The 18,606-nt window shown below is 63.4% G+C and carries 18 protein-coding genes and 4 tRNA genes; 10 read left to right on the forward strand and 12 right to left on the reverse strand.

Annotation, left to right across the window (positions count from 1 at the left end; all coding sequences use genetic code 11):
- Positions 1–52 precede the first annotated feature (52 nt).
- The 10 genes from ACW179_RS13365 (at position 53) to ACW179_RS13410 (ending at position 6,668) form a co-directional block, all read left to right on the forward strand.
- Complete coding sequence (locus ACW179_RS13365; RefSeq protein ID WP_492059975.1) at positions 53–1,342, forward strand: homoserine dehydrogenase; 1,290 nt, start codon at positions 53–55, stop codon at positions 1,340–1,342.
- Positions 1,343–1,409: 67 nt separating this feature from the next.
- Entirely contained in the window at positions 1,410–2,381 is a 972-nt protein-coding gene (glpX, locus tag ACW179_RS13370) for a class II fructose-bisphosphatase (RefSeq protein WP_492059976.1), read from the forward strand.
- Between the two features lie 125 nt (positions 2,382–2,506).
- Positions 2,507–4,330 (forward strand): single-stranded-DNA-specific exonuclease RecJ, encoded by a 1,824-nt coding sequence (gene recJ / locus ACW179_RS13375; protein WP_492059977.1) that lies wholly within the window; start codon positions 2,507–2,509, stop codon positions 4,328–4,330.
- Positions 4,331–4,495: 165 nt separating this feature from the next.
- Positions 4,496–4,570 (forward strand) — tRNA-Glu (locus tag ACW179_RS13380).
- A gap of 57 nt (positions 4,571–4,627) precedes the next feature.
- Positions 4,628–4,702: transfer RNA gene (locus ACW179_RS13385), tRNA-Glu, on the forward strand.
- Between the two features lie 175 nt (positions 4,703–4,877).
- Complete coding sequence (cspD, locus tag ACW179_RS13390; RefSeq protein WP_492059978.1) at positions 4,878–5,498, forward strand: stationary phase survival cold shock domain protein CspD; 621 nt, start codon at positions 4,878–4,880, stop codon at positions 5,496–5,498.
- Positions 5,499–5,587: 89 nt separating this feature from the next.
- Entirely contained in the window at positions 5,588–6,076 is a 489-nt protein-coding gene (locus tag ACW179_RS13395; RefSeq protein ID WP_492059979.1) for a DUF192 domain-containing protein, read from the forward strand.
- Between the two features lie 73 nt (positions 6,077–6,149).
- Positions 6,150–6,226: transfer RNA gene (locus ACW179_RS13400), tRNA-Pro, on the forward strand.
- Positions 6,227–6,257: 31 nt separating this feature from the next.
- Positions 6,258–6,563, forward strand: coding sequence for an ETC complex I subunit (locus ACW179_RS13405; RefSeq protein WP_492059980.1), 306 nt, complete (start codon positions 6,258–6,260; stop codon positions 6,561–6,563).
- A 28-nt stretch (positions 6,564–6,591) separates the two neighbouring features.
- Positions 6,592–6,668: transfer RNA gene (locus tag ACW179_RS13410), tRNA-Arg, on the forward strand.
- 354 nt (positions 6,669–7,022) lie between these two features.
- Here ACW179_RS13410 and ACW179_RS13415 read toward each other — a convergent pair.
- The 12 genes from ACW179_RS13415 to ACW179_RS13470 all read right to left on the reverse strand — a co-directional run bounded on the left by ACW179_RS13415 (position 7,023) and on the right by ACW179_RS13470 (position 18,436).
- Positions 7,023–7,679, reverse strand: coding sequence for an IS6 family transposase (locus ACW179_RS13415; protein WP_492059981.1), 657 nt, complete (start codon positions 7,677–7,679; stop codon positions 7,023–7,025).
- Positions 7,680–7,755: 76 nt separating this feature from the next.
- Positions 7,756–8,955, reverse strand: a complete 1,200-nt coding sequence (locus ACW179_RS13420) for an IS256 family transposase (protein WP_492059584.1) — start codon at positions 8,953–8,955, stop codon at positions 7,756–7,758.
- A gap of 1,029 nt (positions 8,956–9,984) precedes the next feature.
- A complete protein-coding gene (locus ACW179_RS13425; RefSeq protein WP_492059982.1) occupies positions 9,985–10,125 on the reverse strand; it encodes an SDR family oxidoreductase in 141 nt (46 codons plus the stop codon).
- Positions 10,126–10,234: 109 nt separating this feature from the next.
- Complete coding sequence (locus ACW179_RS13430; RefSeq protein ID WP_492059983.1) at positions 10,235–10,555, reverse strand: hypothetical protein; 321 nt, start codon at positions 10,553–10,555, stop codon at positions 10,235–10,237.
- 7 nt (positions 10,556–10,562) lie between these two features.
- Entirely contained in the window at positions 10,563–11,018 is a 456-nt protein-coding gene (locus tag ACW179_RS13435; RefSeq protein WP_492059984.1) for a chemotaxis protein CheW, read from the reverse strand.
- Entirely contained in the window at positions 11,018–12,826 is a 1,809-nt protein-coding gene (locus tag ACW179_RS13440) for a methyl-accepting chemotaxis protein (protein WP_492059985.1), read from the reverse strand. Before ACW179_RS13440 ends, ACW179_RS13435 begins: the two co-directional genes overlap by 1 nt.
- A 203-nt stretch (positions 12,827–13,029) precedes the next feature.
- Positions 13,030–13,362, reverse strand: coding sequence for a hypothetical protein (locus ACW179_RS13445; RefSeq protein WP_492059986.1), 333 nt, complete (start codon positions 13,360–13,362; stop codon positions 13,030–13,032).
- A gap of 515 nt (positions 13,363–13,877) precedes the next feature.
- Positions 13,878–14,879 carry an AraC family transcriptional regulator gene (locus tag ACW179_RS13450; protein ID WP_492059987.1) on the reverse strand — a complete coding sequence of 334 codons (1,002 nt, stop codon included), beginning with the start codon at positions 14,877–14,879 and terminating at the stop codon, positions 13,878–13,880.
- Positions 14,880–15,196: 317 nt separating this feature from the next.
- The gene (locus ACW179_RS13455) at positions 15,197–15,991 is read right to left on the reverse strand and encodes a 3-hydroxybutyrate dehydrogenase (protein WP_492059988.1); all 795 of its coding nucleotides are present in this window, start codon (positions 15,989–15,991) and stop codon (positions 15,197–15,199) included.
- Positions 15,992–15,995: 4 nt separating this feature from the next.
- On the reverse strand, positions 15,996–17,207 hold the full coding sequence (locus tag ACW179_RS13460; protein WP_492059989.1) for a patatin-like phospholipase family protein: 1,212 nt from the start codon (positions 17,205–17,207) through the stop codon (positions 15,996–15,998).
- Complete coding sequence (locus tag ACW179_RS13465) at positions 17,200–17,766, reverse strand: carboxymuconolactone decarboxylase family protein (protein WP_492059990.1); 567 nt, start codon at positions 17,764–17,766, stop codon at positions 17,200–17,202. Before ACW179_RS13465 ends, ACW179_RS13460 begins: the two co-directional genes overlap by 8 nt.
- 229 nt (positions 17,767–17,995) lie before the next feature.
- The gene (locus tag ACW179_RS13470) at positions 17,996–18,436 is read right to left on the reverse strand and encodes a DoxX family protein (protein ID WP_492059991.1); all 441 of its coding nucleotides are present in this window, start codon (positions 18,434–18,436) and stop codon (positions 17,996–17,998) included.
- Positions 18,437–18,606: the final 170 nt, after the last annotated feature.

Below are 18,606 nucleotides of genomic sequence, written 5' to 3' on the forward strand. Positions count from 1 at the left end.
ATCGGGGCGGCACCGTAGTCGGGCCGTCCCGATCCCGCGATAGGACGTGAAGATGACGAAGAAAACCTGGCGAGTCGGCGTCGCGGGACTTGGCACGGTCGGTGGCGGGCTTTTGCAGTTCCTGGCCGAGCGCCCCAATTTCGCGCCTGCCGGTGACAGCGCCGTGGTCACGGCAGTTTCGGCCCGTTCACGCTCACGGCCTCGCACGATCGACATCTCGGGCCTGGCCTGGTTCGATGATCCGGTCGCCCTGGCGGGTTCTCCCGATATCGACCTCTTCGTCGAACTGGTCGGCGGTAGTGATGGTCCGGCCAAGGCCGCTGTCGAAACTGCCCTGAAGGCCGGCAAGCCCGTCGTTACCGCCAACAAGGCCCTGATCGCCGAGCACGGTGCCGAACTTGCCGCCCTGGCTGAGTCGCAGGGCGTGCCGCTGCTGTTCGAAGCGGCTGTCATGGGCGGCGTGCCCGCCGTGAAGCTGATGCGCGAAGCCATGGTCGGTGACGACATCGACTCGGTGGCCGGCATCCTGAACGGCACTTGCAACTTTATCCTCAGCGAGATGGAGAAGACCGGCCGCTCGTTCGCCGATGTGCTGCGCGAGGCCCAGGCCCTGGGCTATGCCGAGGCCGACCCGACGATGGATGTCGGCGGCTTCGACGCCGGTCACAAGATCACCATCCTCGCCGCCCTGGCCTTTGGCTGCGCGCCCAATTTTGCCGCCGCCGAGATCGAAGGCATCGAGGCGGTTGAACTGCTGGACATCAAGCTGGCCAAGGATCTGGGCTACCGGATCAAGCTGGTCGCCTCGGCCTCACGTACCGCCGACGGCGTCGCGGTGAAGGTGCATCCCTCGCTGGCTCCGCTGGAGCATCCGCTGGCCCAGGCCGGTGGCGCGCTCAATGCGCTGTTCATCGAAGGCCGGCGGGTGGGCCGCATTTTCCTGCAAGGCCCTGGAGCGGGCGCGGGCCCCACTGCCGCCGCCGTCGCCGCAGATATCGCCGATGTGATGACCATGGCAGTGCGTCCGGTGTTCCAGGCCCCGGCTGGAGATCTGAAACCGTTCGTAGCCGTCGATCCCACCCGCACCGTCGGTAAGGCCTATCTGCGGATCATGGTCCGCGATGAGCCGGGAGCCATCGCTGCCATCTCCGAAACCCTGGCCGAATGTGGCGTGTCGATTGACAGTTTCCTGCAAAAGCCTGTCGAGGGCGCGGGCGGGGTGCCCATTGTGCTCGTCACGCATGCGACTCCTGAATCCAATCTCCTGGACGCAATTGCGCGCATCGAAAAGCTTCGGGCCGTGCTAGAGCGTCCGCGTCTGTTGCGCGTTGCGCGCATCTAAAAAGCCGTCGGCAAGGCGGTCCAAGACGCCATAGGGAACAAGCCTCGTCACGGGCTGGGAGAGACTGATGAGTTCGAAGACCCTGGACCGTTCGCTGGTCCTGGATGCTGTCCGCGTGACAGAGGCCGCCGCCATTGCATCCTGGACGATGGTGGGACGTGGCGACGAGATGGCCGCCGACCAGGCCGCCGTTGACGCCATGCGCAACACCCTCAACGAACTGAACATCGATGGCGAGATCGTCATCGGCGAGGGCGAGCGCGATGAAGCGCCGATGCTCTATATCGGCGAAAAGGTCGGCAAGGGCGGCCCGGCGATCGATATCGCCCTGGATCCGCTGGAAGGCACCACCCTGGCGGCCAAGGCCATGCCCAATGCGCTGGCCGTCATGGCCTGGGCGCCCAAGGGCACTCTGCTGAACGCGCCGGACACCTATATGGACAAGATCGCCTGCGGCCCCGGCTATTCGCCCGGCCTGATCGACCTGGACAAGACCCCGGCCGAGAACGTTCAGGCCCTGGCCACCGCCAAGGGCGTAGCGGCCTCAGAAATCACGGTTTGCGTTCTTGACCGCCCGCGACATGCCGAGATCATCGCCTCCGTGCGCTCCGCCGGCGCTCGCGTTCACCTGATCACCGACGGCGATGTGGCGGGCGTGATCAACACCACCGACCCATCGACAGGCATCGACCTCTATGTCGGCTCCGGCGGGGCGCCCGAGGGCGTGCTGGCCTGCGCAGCCCTCAAGTGCGTCGGCGGGCAGTTCCAGGGCCGCCTGCTGTTCCGCAACGCCGACGAGCGCGCGCGCGCCGCCAAGTGGGGCATAACCGAGCTCGACAAGAAGTATGACCTGCACGACATCGTTCGGGCCGATGCGATCTTCGCCGCGACAGGCGTGACATGGGGCGCGCTGCTGGAGGGCGTCACCTACAAGGACGGCTTCGTCCACACCCATACGCTGGTGATGAACTCTTCGACCGGCACGGTGCGCGAAGTGCGCATGAAGCGCCGTGTTCGTAGCGAGACCCGTCCTACCTGAGGCGCTTGCTGATGATGGGCGCGCGCCGCATGGAGCGAATCCGTCAGGCGCGATAAGCTTTCGCGATGTCTGACCACCTCAACTCACGCGTCGCTGGCCGTTCCCTTGTCTGGAAAGGCTGAGCGATGGCGGCTGATGGTCATGCAGAGCTGATTTCCGAAGCCTTTCTGGGCGTTTCCCGCTCGCTCAGTGGCCGGGCCTGGCGGGCTCGTGCGGCCGATCCGGCCGTGGTTAGGGGGCATCAGCAGTCCCATGGACTGTCCGAGCCCCTGGCCCGGGCGCTGGCCGCGCGGGGTGTCGGACTGGACGGCGCCGACAACTATCTGACGCCGACGCTCAAGGCGCTGTTTCCCGATCCCTCCAGCTTTACCGATATGGACCGGGCGGCCGAGATCCTGATCGATGCGCTGGAAGCCGGCCGTTCGACCATGGTCTTCGCCGACTATGATGTGGACGGTGCCACCAGCGCCGCGCAACTGGTTCGCTGGTTCCGGCATATGGGCGTCGAACTGCCCATCTACATCCCGGATCGCTTGACCGAGGGCTATGGCCCCAGCCCGGCGGCCTTCAAGACCATCCGCGACACAGGGGCCGAACTGGTCGTGACGCTGGACTGCGGCGCGGCGGCCTACGACGCCATCGCCAGCGCGGCCACTATCGGGCTGGAGGTCGTGGTCATTGACCACCACCTGATGCGTGAGGATCCGCCGGCCGCCGCCGCCGTGGTCAACCCCAACCGCCCTGGCTGTCAGAGCGGGCAGGGCGTGCTGGCGGCCGCCGGCGTGACCTTCGTGCTGCTGACGGCCCTTAATCGAGAAGCCCGAAAGCGTGGGCTGTTTACCGAGGAACGCCCACAGCCCGATCCGCGCCAATGGCTGGACCTGGTGGCCATGGGCGAGGTTTGCGACGTCACGCAACTGGTCGGTTTTAACCGTGCCCTGACGACCCTGGGCCTGCGCACCATGTCCAACTGGGGCAATCCTGGCCTCAAGGCGCTGTTCGAGGTGGGCAAGGGTTCGGGGCCGGCTTCGGTGTTTCATGCCGGCTTTATCCTGGGGCCGCGTATCAATGCCGGGGGGCGCATCGGCCGTTCCGATCTCGGCGCGCGCCTGCTGTCTACGGACGATCCTGAGGAGGCCAGGATGCTGGCCGAGGAACTCGACGCCCTCAACACCGAACGCAAGGCCGTTGAGGCGGCCGTGGTCGAGGAAGCCGCAGCGGTTCTAGAGCATGGCAGCAACTTCGACCCCAACGCCTCGGTGATCGTGGTGGCCGGGGAGGGATGGCACCCCGGGGTCATCGGCATCGTCGCGGGGCGACTGCGCGAGCGCTATCGAAAGCCTGTCGTAGTGATCGGCATCGACCGGGCGGCCAATGTCGGCAAGGGCTCGGGGCGGTCGCAGCCCGGGGTCAATCTGGGCGCTGCGATCCAGGCGGCGTTCGAGGCGGGGCTGCTGATGTCTGGCGGCGGCCACGCCATGGCGGCGGGCCTCAGCATCCGTCCCGAATCGATTCCCGAGCTGCGCGCCTTTCTTGAGGAGCGCCTGGCGGGCGAAATGGAGGCCGTGGGGCCCGAGGCGGTCGAGATAGACGCCCTGGTTCATCCGCGCGGTGCCGACCGTGCCCTTTATGAGGATTTTCAGCGCCTGGCCCCCTTCGGTCCCGGCAATCCCGAGCCGATGTTCGCCCTGACTGATGTGCGTCCCGACAGGGTGATGGCGCTGAAGGGGGGCCATGTTCGCATGGACCTCGTCGGACCTACCGGTGAGCGATTGAAGGCGATCTCCTGGCGCAGTGCCGAAACGGATCTGGGGCGCAGGCTGCTGATGGGCGGCGGCTCGCTGCACGTGGCCGGACGACTCAAGCCTGACGACTATATGGGCCGCAACGGGGTCCAGTTGGAGATCGAGGACGCCGCTGACCCCCGGGCGCGGCAGGCCGAGGACTAAGCCGAATTTCACCTAAGGCTCTGATCTGATTGGTGGTTCCCGCCAAGGGCGCGTTGACTGGGGAATGGCTGCGGCATGCCGTTGGGACACTGCTGAAAAAATGCTCCCGAGCGGGTTGCGTGTCCACAAGTGCGCGGCTATACACCCGCTTCCTCGCGGGGCCGTGGTCCCTTCGTCTATCGGTTAGGACGCCAGATTTTCATTCTGGAGAGAGGGGTTCGACTCCCCTAGGGACTACCACCCGCGAGGTCTAGATTTTGACTACCTGACGATGTCTTCGTCCACGGACGCTGATGTGGTCCCTTCGTCTATCGGTTAGGACGCCAGATTTTCATTCTGGAGAGAGGGGTTCGACTCCCCTAGGGACTACCACCGCCACCTGCATTTCAAAATTGTTGCAACCTTGTTTCCGCGACGAAATGTCGCGGAGGTCGCTGTCGCATGCGTTTGAGGCGAATTCGCCATTGACGGCTCTCCTTACGCGAGAACACTGTTCTTCCTGTGGTGCTCGCTCCGATGGGCTGATTGGGCGAGCCAGAGGGGCGGAATGTCTGGTTACGATTTCGACGCGGTGGCCGCGCACGAGGATCTCGTGCGGATTAGCGGTCGCATTAAATGGTTCGACGCCGGCAAGGGGTATGGGTTCATCGTTCCAGATGATCCCGGCCAGACCGGTCTCAAGGACGTGCTTCTTCATGTGACCTCGCTGCGCAACTGCGGACGCGAGACGGCGCTGGAAGGGGCGGTGATCGTTTGCGACGTGGTGCGTCGCCCCAAGGGCTGGCAGGTCAGCGAGGTCGTCGATCTCGACGAGACCTCTGCGCCCAGTCCTTTGGATCGGCCTCGCCGCACCTTCGCCGACGCGCCGCCGCGTCGCGAGCGTGATGGCATGGGTGGTGGTTGCCGCACGGGTATCGACAGCAGCGGCGGTCGCCAGGCCTTGACCCCGGAGGGGCCGGCCGAGCACGCCAAGGTCAAGTGGTTCAATCGCACCAAGGGATATGGCTTTGTCGTGCGCGACGCCGAGCCGGGCGATATCTTTGTGCATATCGAAACCCTGCGTCGCGGCGGTCTGGAAGACCTGCAGCCTGGCGACGATGTGCTGGTGCGCTTCGCCAAGGGTCCCAAGGGCCTTGTGGTCGCGGAGATCACGCCCGGCGAGGCCTGACCGCGCCAAGGGCCTTTCCGACGCCGTGATCGTCAGGCTAGGCTGTCTGGTCAGCGCCTGAGTGCGGGCGCGTTTGAGGCGAGGCTTGCGTGGCGTTGAGCGATCCGATCCAGAGGCGCACACTTGTCGCCGGACTGTTGGCGTCCCTGGCCAGCAGCAGGGCCTTGGCCAAGCCGTCCGGGGCCAAGCCGTCCGGGGCGCTGGAAACGCTTGAAATCGTCACCAGCAAGGGCCGGGCCCGCTTCCAGGTCGAGATTGCGGCTACACCGGCCCAGCAACGTCAGGGCCTGATGTTCCGCAAGAGCCTGGCGCCGGATCGGGGCATGCTCTTCACCTATATGAAGCCGCAGGCGGCGGCGTTCTGGATGAAGAACACGCTGATCGCGCTGGATATCCTGTACATCGCGCCCAGCGGCAAGGTGCTGTCCATCGTTCGCAACGCCCGTCCTCATGACGAGACCCCGATGCCGTCCGGCGGCCTGGTGCTGGGTGTTCTGGAGATCGCCGGGGGGAGGGCGGGGCAGTTGGGTGTCTTGCCGGGCGACCGCGTGCTGCACCGGATCTTTCCCAAGGGATGATCGTTGTCGATTTGACGCGTTCCTGTTTGCTCCCGGCGACGAACCCCTGTAGAGCACGCGCCTGCCGATGTTTCGGAGCGTAGCGCAGCCTGGTAGCGCATCTGGTTTGGGACCAGAGGGTCGCAGGTTCAAATCCTGCCGCTCCGACCATCGACAGGACTTTCGGCCTTTGGAGAGATTCATGCTGGCTCGCATCTATCGCCCCGCCAAGACCGCCATGCAGTCGGGCAAGGCCAAGACCAAGGATTGGCTGCTCGAGTTCGAACCGGCCTCGGCGCGCAACTCTGACCCGCTGATGGGCTGGACTCAATCCAGCGACATGAACGGTCAGGTTCGCTTGACCTTCGAAACCCGCGAAGAGGCCGTGGCCTACGCCCAGAAGCACGGCCTGGCCTTCCAGCTGTTCGAGCCCAAGACGCCCAAGCGTATCATCAAAGCCTATGCCGACAACTTCGCCGCCGGCCGCCGGCAGCCCTGGACCCACTGATCTTCCGGTCCAGGCTCGCGCCAGGTCCGCGCCCTTAGCTCAGCTGGATAGAGCACTCGCCTTCTAAGCGAGCGGTCGCTGGTTCGAATCCAGCAGGGCGCGCCACTCCGGTACACGAGAAGGAATTGCGAGCGCCGCAGCCTTCACGCCGTTCCAAGCCGCCAGGGATCGAAACAGTTCGACCTGGCAGCCGGCGACTTCCAACTCCACCTTCGACTTGATCTCGACGCGCTGCGCGATGGCGCGCAGGATTTCACGGCGGAACGTGCCGTCCTCATTCCGCAGCGCCTTTCGTGTCGCGTCGGCGAATTGCGTCAGCAGTTGAGGCGTGATGATCGGGCCGAGGCGGTCGATGGCGCGCTCGGCGCGGTCGGCGTCCGCGCTGGCGGTGTCGCGTTGTTTTTTGGGAACTGACAAGTTAACCGCCGTCGGCCGCGATAGGTGCGGGGGAGGGGATAGCTAGGCCGCGGCGGTGGCCGCCGCCCAGGCAAGCTCCGCCTTGGCTCGGAGCGTTCGGAGCCCGGGCCGGGAGATGAGGTGAGGCTGGAGGTTAAAGGCGTTGTAGATTGGTCCGTGGCTGGCGAGGAAGCGTTGGGCTGAGCCCTGGGATTTGAACTTCTGCTGCTTTCGTTCTCGTCGTCGGATGACCAGATGGGAGTTTTCGGCGCGATTGTTCTGGCGCATCCCGCCGGGATGATGACGGTCTTGCAGCCCGAGCATCTTCATCGCCGCGCGGTACGACGCCAGCTTATCGGTGACGATCACCCCGGGCGAGACGCCGGTGTTGCGCAGGAGCCGATACAGCAGCTTCAGGGCGGCCTTCTTGTTGCGTCGCTTTTGGACCAGGACATCGAGGACTTCGCCTTCGTCGTCGACCGCGCGCCAGATGAACATCCGCCGCCCGCCGATCTTGGCCACGACCTCGTCCAGGTGCCATCGACCGGTTGGCGTAGAACGGCCGCGCCGCAGATTTGAGGCGATCGACGAGCCGAACTTGTTGACCCAGCATCGAATGGCCTCGCGGCTGACCTCGACGCCGCGTTCGGCCATCAATTCCTCGACGTCGCGGATGCTTAGGGTGAAGCGGAAATAGAGCCGAACCGCCTGGAGGATCACCGACGAAGGTCGTGTCCCATCGCGTGGTGTAACTGCGTCGGCGTGATCACCGCGCTCTCCGGCTGAGCCGGATTGGTCAGGCCGCCATGATGGGCAGGCTGACGATGGGATCATCGCTCAAGGGAGCGACACTTTCCAGGGTCATGTAGCGGCATCGTTGGACGGCCCATTCGTCGTTCTGCTCGAGCAGAATGGCGCCGACGAGCCGGATGATGGCGGCCTCGTTGGGGAAGATGCCTACGACCTCTGTCCGGCGTTTGATCTCGCCATTGAGCCGCTCCAGGGAGTTTGTGGAGTGCAACTTGGTGCGGTGGGCGGCGGGGAAGGTCATGTAGGCCAGGACATCGGTCTCGGCCTGGTCGAGGAAGCCGGCCAGCTTGGGGAGTTTGGGCCGCAGTTGGTCGGCGACGCCGCGCCATTGGGTCTTGGCGGCCTGGGCGTCGTCCTGGGCGAAGGCCGTGCCGATGAAGGCCGAGACCATGGCGCGACCGCTCTTGCCGGCGTGAGCCATGACATTGCGCATGAAGTGGACGCGGCAACGCTGCCAAGTGCAGTTCATGATTTTGGAGACCGACGCCTTGATACCCTCGTGGGCGTCGGAGGTCACCAGCTTGACGCCCCGCAGGCCGCGCCGGGCCAGGCTTCTGAGGAAGTCCGTCCAGAACGTCTCGGCCTCGGAAGGGCCCACCGCCAGGCCCAGCACCTCGCGCCGGCCATCGGCGTTGACGCCCACGGCGACGATGACGGCCTTGGACACGATACGCCCGGCGGTGCGGTCTTTCACATAGGTGGCGTCGATCCACAGGTAGGGCCAGTCGCCCTCGATCGGCCGGGTCAGGAAGGCCTGGACGCGCTCGTCGATCTCCTCGCAGAGCCGCGAGACCTGGCTCTTGGAGATGCCGCTCATGCCCATCGCCTTGACCAGGTCATCCACCGAGCGGGTCGAGATCCCCTGGATGTAGGCCTCCTGGATCACCGCGGTCAGTGCCTTCTCGGCCAGCCGCCGCGGCTCCAAGAAGCCCGGAAAGTAGGAGCCCTTGCGAAGCTTTGGGATCCGCAGTTCCACCGTGCCCGCCCGCGTCTCCCAGTCGCGATCGCGGTAGCCGTTGCGCTGCGCCAGCCGCTCGGGGCTCTTCTCGCCGTGCGCAGCCCCAGTCAGGCCGCCCACCTCCAGCTCCATAAGGCGTTGGGCGGCGAACCCGATCATCTCGCGTAGAAAATCGCTGTCGCCGCTCTTCTCCATCAGCCCGCGAAGGGCGATTGTGTCTTCGGTCATCTTCGGTCCTTGGTTCAGGTTGAGCTTCGCAACCCAACCCTACCGAAGATCGTGGATGACCACCGCTACGCCGCTCGCTCGCTACGGCGCCATGGGGAAGGCGCGCGTCGCGAGCGGCTACGCTATCGCCAACGAGCTACACCACGTCCCGGGACACGACCCCGACGAAGGGAAACGGTGGCGCTTGAACGAGATGGGTTTCACGTCGTCTCCACTCTGATCGGCGCGTTTCGCCCGTAGTGGAGATAAGTTAGCGTTAGACTGCCAGCACCCGTGTGCTCGTGGGCATAGTGAATTCCGCTTGTGTGTAATCGTCACTATTACGTTTATGGGAGCCGGTCAAGGGATCTTTCGGCGCTAATCGCAAGAAGTGTCCTAGGCGACGATTTCAGGATTTCCCCGCAATCACGCCACCGCCGTAGCGTGAAGGTGCGACACTAGGGGGCCAGGCGCAGGTCCAGTCGGCTCGGCGCATGCCTTTCTGCGGTTAACTCCTGATCCGGATAGCCCACCTGACCACGAACGCCGCTTCCCCAAGGATGCAACGGAGTGTCGGGGCTAAGGCCTCGCACGGCGTTATCGCCGTCGGCGGCATGGGCGCAGATCTGGTCGAGGCGGCGGATCAAAGCGCGAAAGCGCCAGCGCATGCGCGTCAAAGGGCTATTCTTGGTAGTGTTGGGACGGAACATGATCCGACTTTCCAGCTAGGCCCCGGTGGTTGTCTCCAGGCACTGCCACTATTGCGCTGCCGTTATCGCCTGAAAAGCCGAATAAAATCGATGCTTTTGCGCTATAAAATCGAATTATTTCGGTGCCGGTAGCAGAGCCCGCCAGGCTCGCGTCCTACCGCATCAACCATCTATGGCTCACCAACACAGACCGGCCCGTCAGGGCGTTAGTCGGGAAGCCGGCGTGGAGCACTGAGGTGCAGGCAACGTCTTCCACAGTGGTGAACTCGCCGTCGACAGCTTCCTTAAGCATCACGCTCCTTATGACTTCATCCTCGCTGATGCCCAAAGCCTTGGCCTGCTATGGGATCTGCTGGTCGATCAGGGGTATGCGGATAAAGCTGGGCCAGATGATGTTGGTGCGCACGCCGTGTTTTGCACCCTCCATGGCCACCACCTTGGTCAGGCCTTCCAGCCCGTGTTTGGCGGATACATCGGGCACCTTGAGCTATGAGGCACGCCTTGGCGTGGGCCGAGCCCATACCGACTACACGTGGACAGAACCTCCCCGGGGGCACCCAGCCAGCGCTACGATCATCGCCTGGCTTGGTTCATCCTCCCGGCGCCTCGATGTCGATTCCATCGGCGGCGGTCTGTAGCTCGTCAGCGCACGCGGCGAGTTGAGCCAAGAGCTGTGTTACCAGAAGAGGTGGCTCCTGAATGTTGCCGTGATCTATAAGGTTTAGGTGCCCGTATTCAAGCTGAAGAGCCTTTGTGAAGGCCTCCGGTCGCTCCCGCAGCAGGATCGAGGCCAAGATCAGGGTCAGGCTGGTCAAGGCGCTCAGATCATAATCGACCATGCGATAATCATTACATGAACAGCAGGCATGACCCGCTGCCGGGCTCTGGGCAAACGCTTGATCAGTTTCCATAGCGCCCTCACGCCGCGTGTCGCGCGGCGGGCAGGAGCGCGCCCACCACCAGCCGGCTGAGCATCCGGCCGTTCAGGGGAATGATCGCGTCGACGAAGAGATCGTCGGCGAGAGAGCCCATGGGCGGCGGAGTTTGCAGCAAGCTCGCCTCGACCCGGAAAGTCTCTTGCACCGCATCGACGACCAAGCCCGCCATCCGATCGTCGTGCTGGACCACGACGATCACGTGCCGGGAAGACGGATCGGTTTGGCCAAGCCCGAGCCGATTGCCGAGGTCAAGCACCGGCATGACCACGCCGCGCAGGTTGATTACCCCCTGCATGTAGCCCGGCGTCTGCGGCATGGCGGTCGCCGCCGTCCAGCCCCTGATTTCGCAAACCGCGCGGATATCGATACAGAACTCCTGACCCCCGATCTCAAAGGAAATCAGTTCCAGTTGCCCTTCCAGCGCTAAGTCGCTCATCAGAAATCCTCCCATTGCGTAGCGGTCGCTTGGGCGGCCGCCGAGCCAGGACGGGCGGCGAAGGCGCTCAACTTCGCCCGCGCCTGCGCCACGGGATTGGGTGCAGGCGCATCCCGCCCTGGCTGAGCCAGCTGGGGGCGCGTGGCTGGCCGCGCCGCCTGGCCGGTCTGGAACCGCGCCACAAGGCGGGCCAATTCACCTGCTTCGCTCTTGAGATTCCTGGCCGCAGCGGTGGCTTGCTCGACCATGGCGGCGTTCTGCTGGGTGACCTGGTCCATCTGGTTGACGGCGACGTTGACCTGATTGAGCCCCGTGGATTGCTCCTGGGAAGACTGCGCGATTTCCAAGATCAAGGCGTCGATTGTTCCGACCTTGTCGACGATGCCGGTCAGGGCTTGACGCGTGTCGCCCACCAGTTTCACGCCCCGCTCGACCTGAGAAGAGGAGCTCGCGATCAACGCCTTGATCTCTTTGGCGGCCTCGGCCGAACGTTGAGCCAGGGCCCTTACTTCCTGGGCGACAACCGCGAAACCCTTGCCGGCGTCGCCGGCTCTGGCGGCTTCCACCCCGGCGTTCAGGGCCAGGAGGTTGGTCTGGAAGGCGATCTCGTCGATCACCCCGATGATGTTGGTGATTTGGCCGGAGCTCTGCTCGATCTCGTTCATGGCCAAGACGGCTTCGCGCATCACCGCCCCGGATCTTTCGGCATCGATCCTGGCTCCTGAGGCTGCGCTCGAGGCTTGCTTGGCGCCCTCGGCGCTACGCCTGACCGTGGCAGTGATCTGATCCAGAGCGGCGGCGGTTTCTTCTAGGCTGGCCGCCTGCTGCTCGGTGCGGCGGGACAGATCGTCCGAGGCCACACTTATCTCATCGGCCCCAGCTCCGACGCTCTGGGTGGCGTTGGCGACTCCCCCCATGGCCTCGTCGAGGGCGCTGATAGCGGCATTGAAGTCGTTGCGCACCTTCTGGAACTGAGGATCGACTGGCTGGGTCATTCGGTAGGCCAAGTCGTTGGCCGCCAATCTTTCAAGCGAATTGGCAAGTTGTTCTACAGCCTCCACACGACCGGTGATCACGGTGGCGAACTTGACCACCTTGGCCACGCGGCCCCTGGCGTCGAAGACCGGGTTGTAGGAAGCCTGAATCCAGACTATCCGCCCACCCTTGCCAATTCGCTTGAATTCGGCAGCGACGAATTCGCCGGCATTCAGCTTTTTCCAGAAGGTCTCGTAGTCGGCCGAGCGGGCGTCTTCCGAGCCTACAAACATCCGGTGATGTTGGCCCTTGATCTCGGGCAGGCTATAGCCGAGGGCTTGCAGGAAGTTATCATTGGCGTCGAGGATCACGCCTTGGGGCGTGAAAGCGATGACAGCCTGAACGCGGTCGATGGCCGCGATCTTGGCTTCGTTTTCAGCGGCGCGCTGCTTCTGTTCGGTGATCACCGAAGCGACTTTGACAACCCGCGTGACCTTTCCAGCTGCATTGCGCACGGGGTTGTAGGAAGCCTGGATCCAGACCTCGGCCCCGCTCTTGCCGATCCGCAAATATTCGCGCTGGTCGAATTCGCCCCGAGCCAGCTTTGCCCAGAAGTCTCTATAGTCCTGACTCTGACGATATTCGACATCTACGAATAGACTGTGGTGTTTTCCGATGATCTCCGATCTCTCGTAGCCAAGCGCCTGGCAGAAATTGGCATTGGCATCAAGGATCGTGCCCTTGACGTCGAACTCGATGGTGGCAAGGGAGCGATCCAGCGCGGCCAGGTTCTCCGCTGCTTTTCCGCCAAGGAGATTTCCGAAGTCGATCATCGCATATGCCCTTTTCAAAAGAGTTGGACCGCAACCGATTGCGTCGAGGTTAGATTGCTCAATATTTGAGGTTGAACTGATAGTTGCTACGTAGGGGGCTTTGGGCTTGGCGGAGTTCAGGTGTTGCCCCTGGACCCGGCTGAGGTACCCACCCTTCTATGCGCTCGGCTTGGCCGACCACGCGGTTTGGCCAGGGGGGATCGCTAGGGATCATTCGTAGCCTTGGTCTGATCGCGACCGCCGACGATCAGCGCGAGCCGGGTGCTCTGGGGTGGGGGAGAGCGGTCTGGCGTCTCCGCCTTGGTGCGCATGGTCAGGGCCTCGGCGATGGCAAGGACGATATGGGTCCACGGGTCGGCATCGGCAGCGCGAACCTGTCCCCTAAGAATGGCCGCCATCTCTTGGTTGCTGACGAGGCCCTTCTCGTGAAGCACGCCACAGATCGACATGGTCACGGCGGCATGCAGCTTGATGATGTCGATATTCGACAGTTCCACGCCGATCGCGTCGGGTTCGTGGTTCAATTTGTCGGGCATTAAAAGACCCCTCCTCGATCCTGCCCCACGGCCGAGCCCCGGGCGTCAGCTGAGGGAAAAAGGCGAGGCGGCTTGAACCCCTCGACGCGATCCAAGATCCGCTCGAGCATCTCGATCGCGATGAGCCCGAACGGCGCTCGGGCCTTCATCGCTTCAGTTGCGGCCTCTGGGGCGGATAATGTCATCTTGACGAGCCTCAGTTGATCGGTTGATCGCAGGCCAAGCTTTGCGCAAGATGGTGGTTAACGAGGTTTAACGGCGTGGGAGTTTTTCGCCTGCGGCTACTGATCTTCGCGAAATGTCTTTACTATTGGACCTGGCGACGGCGACGACACGATCAGTACAGCCGTTGACCAGCGAATGCTGCCTTGCGAAAACAGTCATAGTCGCCGGTGTGAGAGGCACCTGGCGATCGGCATCATGCCGCGCGGACCTAGAGGTTCATGGCGCGGCTGTCCCGCCTGTTTGTCTCGGATGGGTTGTTTGTCAATTCAAGCCTAGCCCGCCCCTAAAACTTAATGGCCACGCTCTTGGGCGTCGCGCGTCTGCCTGGGCGTTTCGCCAAACGACTCAAGGTACTGCTTGGAAAAGCGCGCATAGTTGCTGAAGCCCAATGACTGGGCGATCTGCAACAGGGACAGTGCGCTGCCGGCCACGATCAGTTTTCGGGCTCTCTGCAGACGCAGTCCGCGCAGGTGCAGGATAGGGCTGACACGCTGATACTCCGAAAAGCCATACTGCAGCTTTCTGACGCTAACCCCACAGGCGTTGGCCACGCCCTCGATCGTTAGGACCGAAAGATCGGTCGCTGTGTTCATGAGGTGGACTGCGCGCGCCACATAGCCCGGCAAAGCGACGTTGCTGGCTTGATCGAGTTCAAGTGAGTAGTTGTTGGGAACGTGGTCGAGCAGCAGATCTATGACGCTGGTCGAGATCGCCTTGGCCGTGTCGTTGGAATGAAACAGGGCCCCAGCGCTGGAAGAGTCCAAGATCGTATTGAGCATTTGCGTCACGCCCAGCAGTTCGGCCGTGTCCCCCCGAAACTGAGGTTCGAACGTGATCGGCCCATGAAGGGCTCCGCCCAGTCGGCTGGACAGGCGGTGTGTGAGGGCTCGACGGCTCACAGTCAGGCCAAGACCAAGCCGCTCCTCGTCGATGCGGATTTTCTGGACGGCTTGAATATCGGCCGCCAGGCCAGTGGCCCCGTCACAGACCAGGGTTCCCTCGCGCGTTTCAAGCGTCACGCTCCCTTGCCCAGGGAGGTAGAAAATCTGCCGATCGGCCTTCGATGGCAATTCGATATTCAGCGGCCCAACCGTATGGCTCCGCCATAGATGGATATGGGGAATATAGATGTGTGTAATGGTCACATTAATGAACCCGTCGGCATTGGCGGGAATTATTTTCGCAAACGCACGACGAACATTCGTCAAGTTTTCGGCGCTCGCCGCCTCACAAAGGTGCTGATGACTGGCGTAGAGTTTGAACTGTGTTGCCGATTTCTGATGTGCCGGCATGCTCAACCTCGTTTTGCAAACGATTGCATGGCGAGCTTGGGGCGTGCCGCTGTTGTGGTCAATGGCTGATCGATGATCTGGTCGAGGCGGCGGACTATCGCGTGAACACGCCAGTATGTACGCGCCAAAGGGCTGTTTTTGGTGGTGTTGTGACGCAACATGATCCGAATTTCCAGCTAGGCCTTGGTGGTCGTCGCCAAGCATTGAGACTATCGCGCTGGGGCCATCGCCAGAAAAGTCCAATAAAATAGACCATTTCGCACTATAAAATCGAAAGGAGGTGGGCGGCCGGAAGCAGAGCCCGCCAGGCTCGCGTCCTATTGCATGAACCATCCGTGGCTCACCACGACAGACTGGCCCGTCAAGGCATTGGTCGGGAAGCCGGCGAGGAACACCGCCGTGCGGGCGACGTCGTCCACGGTGGTGAACTCGCCGTCGACGGTTTCTTTCAGCATCACGGTCTTGATGACCTCGTCCTCGCTGATGCCCAACGCCTTGGCCTGCTCAGGGATCTGCTTGTCGACCAGGGGCGTGCGAACAAAGCCGGGGCAAATGATGTTGGCGCGCACGCCGTGCTTGGCGCCTTCCTTGGCCACCACCTTGGCCAGGCCTTCCAGCCCGTGCTTGGCGGTGACATAGGGCGCCTTGAGCACCGAGGCCTCCTTGGAGTGGACCGAGCCCATATAGATCACGCTGCCGCCGCGCCCTTGGGCGTACATGTGCTGCAGGCAGGCCCGGGTGGTCAGGAAGGCGCCGTCCAGGTGGATCGCCAAGAGCTTCTTCCAGTCGGAGAACTTGTAGGTCTCGATCGGGCCGACGATCTGGATGCCGGCGTTGGAGACCAGGATGTCGATGCCGCCGAACTTGGTGGCGACAGCGGCGATGCCGGCGTCGACCTGGGCTTCGTCGGTGACATCCATGCCCACGCCGAAGGCGCGCTCGCCGGTGGAGTCGAACGCGGCGGCCGTGGCGGTTGCCGCGTTGATATCGAGGTCGGCGATGGCCACCTTGGCACCGTTGGTCAGGAATTCCTTGGCGATGTCCTTGCCGATGCCGCTGGCGGCGCCGGTGATGACGGCGACCTTGTCTTGCAAACTATTGAGCAGGCTCATGCGGTCAGTCCTTTGCAGAAGAGGAGGCAGGTCTGGGCGTGATGAAGTCGAAGGTCTGCACCGAGTGGGCCGCTGCGGGCGGAACCAGCACCTCGGGGTGGGACAGGGTGATCAAGGCGTCGCGACGCCCCGCCTCCCAGTGCTCCTCCATCGTCCGGCGTGAGAACTCATAGTCCTTCGACTGACCCTCATAGGTGGCTGAGCGGTAGACCAGTTGGACGATGTTGTAGACGGCCGGGTCGGACGCTTCGGCTAGGAGGCGGGCTTGGGGCGTGGCCGCCAGCTCGGGCGGCAATTGGGCGTGAAGTTCGTTGAAGGCTGCGCGCAGCGCCTGCAGTTTCTTGAAGCTGTCGGTGGCCGAGCGCGTCCGACTGGAGAACTGCACCTCCTTCATCCGCACCGCCACTTCGGACAGGTCGCGCGGCAGCACGCCCCGAGCGCTCCAGAGATCTACCTGGAAGATCAGGGTGTCCAGATCCGACCTGGCCGACAAAATCCAGTCCAGCGGCGTGTTGGAGATCAGGCCGCCGTCCCAGTAGAACTCGCCATCGATCTCCACAGCGTCGAACGCCGGCGGCAGGGCACCGCTGGCCATGATGTGCTGGGGACCGATCACGTCGGTCTCGTTGTCGAAATAGGCGAAGTTGCCGGTGCGGACGTTCACCGCCCCGACGCTGAACCGCATGGTCTTGGCGTTGATGCGATCGAAGTCGATCAGCCGCTCCAGGGTGGGGCGCAGGGCTGCGGTGTCGTACCAGCTGGTCGCGCCGGGCAGGCCGGGGGGCGTCAGGATCGGCGATGGCACGCGGGGCTTGAAGAAGCTGGGCACGCCCTTGGCCATGATCTGGCCAGCTGCCAGTTGGTTGACCCAAGAGCGCGCTATGTCGCCATTGAGCAGGTCGGTCCACAGATTGCCCCAGCCGCCATCGTGTGGCTGACTGACTCCTTCCCAGAACTCGCGCAAGCGGACCACGCGTGTCTCGCGCGGGTTGCCGGCGATGATGGCGCTGTTGATCGCGCCGATCGAGATGCCGGCGATCCAGGTCGGCTCGACTTTGGCGTCGAGCAGGGCCTCATAGACCCCTGCCTGATAGGCGCCCAGCGCGCCGCCGCCTTGCAACAGCAGGGCGACGCTCTCGAAAGCGGTGGTGTTGGGCTTGGGCTGTTCGGGCGGGGCGACTCCCCTCCGGCGCTTGGGGCTGGGGCGGCTATTCACGTTCGGGAACCGGAACGTTGAAGCCGTTCAGCGTCACTGAGACCAGGGCGTAGAGGCCGACCAGATAGATCAGCTCGTTGGCACCGTGCTGGCCGAAAGTCTTGATCGCCAAGGCGTAGAGCGGTTCGGGCAGGACGCCGCCGCGGCTCAAGGCGAAGGCCACATCGTAAGCGACGCTTTCGTCCTTGCCCAGGTCATTGGGCTTGAGGTCGGCGACCAGGGTGGCCAGGCGCTCGGCCGGCATGCCCTCGCGCTCGGCGACGGCGATGTGGGCGTAGATCTCGTAGGCAGCGTCATAGCGCGCCCCGACCACCAGGATGGCGATCTGCCGGACGTTGTCGGGTAGGACGGCGCTGGCGGTCATGGCCAGGGTCAGATCCCAGATCGCCTTGCCGATCGCCGGCTCGTGCAGCCAGGGGTTCCAGGGGCCCATCAGGGCACCATCCTCGCGCTCGACCTTAAAGGCGTTGAAGTGGCCGGCGATGCCCTGGCGCATATCGTCGTAGAGGCGTCGTTGTTCGGGACTGAGGTCGGCGGGGGGGATCAGGGGCAGGCGCATCTGAAGTCCTTGGACGAGCGGGGGGAGGCCAAGAGTCGGGCAGGCGACGAAGGCATGTCCAGCTCATGGTGCGGTGCAGCATCTATGAGGCCGGATCATGTCGATTCAGGCCTTGGCGGCGCGTTTTCCTCAGATGCCGGCCCTGGCGACCTTGGTCCACTCAAGGCAGGCGCTTCCTAAGCAATCGGTGTCCGGAGCGATTCTCGTGATCGGACACCGATGGCATCGACTATCGGCGACGAAGCGCGTCCAAGCTGAAGCGACCAGCGCCAAAGGCTGCGACCTGCAACAGGCCGCCGGTGATGGACACGTTCTTGAAGAAATGGATGAACTGGTTCTGGTCGCCCAGCTTGTTGTGAAAGGTCAAGGCGGTAACGAGCGAAAAACCCGCCATGGCCAGGGCCACCAGGCGCGTCTGGAAGCCGAAGATCAGCGCCAGGGAGCCGCCGATCTCGATGAAGACGGCCGCAGCGTAGGAGAGTTGCGGAAAGGGCAGGCCGACCGACTGGATGTAGCCGATGGTCATGGCCGGAGCGGCGACCTTGCCCAGCCCCGAGATCAGGAAAAGGCTGGCCAGCAGAAACCGTCCGGCGACCGAAGTCGTGGCGGCCAGTAGCGGGGAGACGCCAAGCTTGGCGAACGGACGAGACGGATTTACGGTGTTGGACATGGTCCTCAGATCCTTTGGTTTCGCGTGGCGGACCAGATGAGGTCGTCGTCCACGCCTCGAAATTGCCGCTGAAACTGAATTCGGAAAAGCCGAATAAGTTAGAGCATTATGATCAAATTTTTTGAACGATTGGGGCGCGACCTCCATGGTCGCCGGCTGAGTAAACGGCC

It is taken from the genome of Caulobacter sp. AVps18, assembly GCF_058681425.1.

Bases quoted from the DNA above. Each gene is read 5' to 3' on its own strand.
- ACW179_RS13470 (WP_492059991.1), bottom strand. From the start codon at position 18,436: ATGTCCAACACCGTAAATCCGTCTCGTCCGTTCGCCAAGCTTGGCGTC.
- ACW179_RS13435 (WP_492059984.1), bottom strand. From the start codon at position 11,018: ATGAGCGACTTAGCGCTGGAAGGGCAACTGGAACTGATTTCCTTTGAG.
- ACW179_RS13445 (WP_492059986.1), bottom strand. From the start codon at position 13,362: ATGCCCGACAAATTGAACCACGAACCCGACGCGATCGGCGTGGAACTG.
- ACW179_RS13450 (WP_492059987.1), bottom strand. From the start codon at position 14,879: ATGCCGGCACATCAGAAATCGGCAACACAGTTCAAACTCTACGCCAGT.
- ACW179_RS13420 (WP_492059584.1), bottom strand. From the start codon at position 8,955: ATGACCGAAGACACAATCGCCCTTCGCGGGCTGATGGAGAAGAGCGGC.
- cspD (WP_492059978.1), top strand. From the start codon at position 4,878: ATGTCTGGTTACGATTTCGACGCGGTGGCCGCGCACGAGGATCTCGTG.
- glpX (WP_492059976.1), top strand. From the start codon at position 1,410: ATGAGTTCGAAGACCCTGGACCGTTCGCTGGTCCTGGATGCTGTCCGC.
- ACW179_RS13465 (WP_492059990.1), bottom strand. From the start codon at position 17,766: ATGCGCCTGCCCCTGATCCCCCCCGCCGACCTCAGTCCCGAACAACGA.
- ACW179_RS13440 (WP_492059985.1), bottom strand. From the start codon at position 12,826: ATGATCGACTTCGGAAATCTCCTTGGCGGAAAAGCAGCGGAGAACCTG.
- ACW179_RS13455 (WP_492059988.1), bottom strand. From the start codon at position 15,991: ATGAGCCTGCTCAATAGTTTGCAAGACAAGGTCGCCGTCATCACCGGC.
- ACW179_RS13365 (WP_492059975.1), top strand. From the start codon at position 53: ATGACGAAGAAAACCTGGCGAGTCGGCGTCGCGGGACTTGGCACGGTC.
- ACW179_RS13430 (WP_492059983.1), bottom strand. From the start codon at position 10,555: ATGGAAACTGATCAAGCGTTTGCCCAGAGCCCGGCAGCGGGTCATGCC.
- ACW179_RS13405 (WP_492059980.1), top strand. From the start codon at position 6,258: ATGCTGGCTCGCATCTATCGCCCCGCCAAGACCGCCATGCAGTCGGGC.
- recJ (WP_492059977.1), top strand. From the start codon at position 2,507: ATGGCGGCTGATGGTCATGCAGAGCTGATTTCCGAAGCCTTTCTGGGC.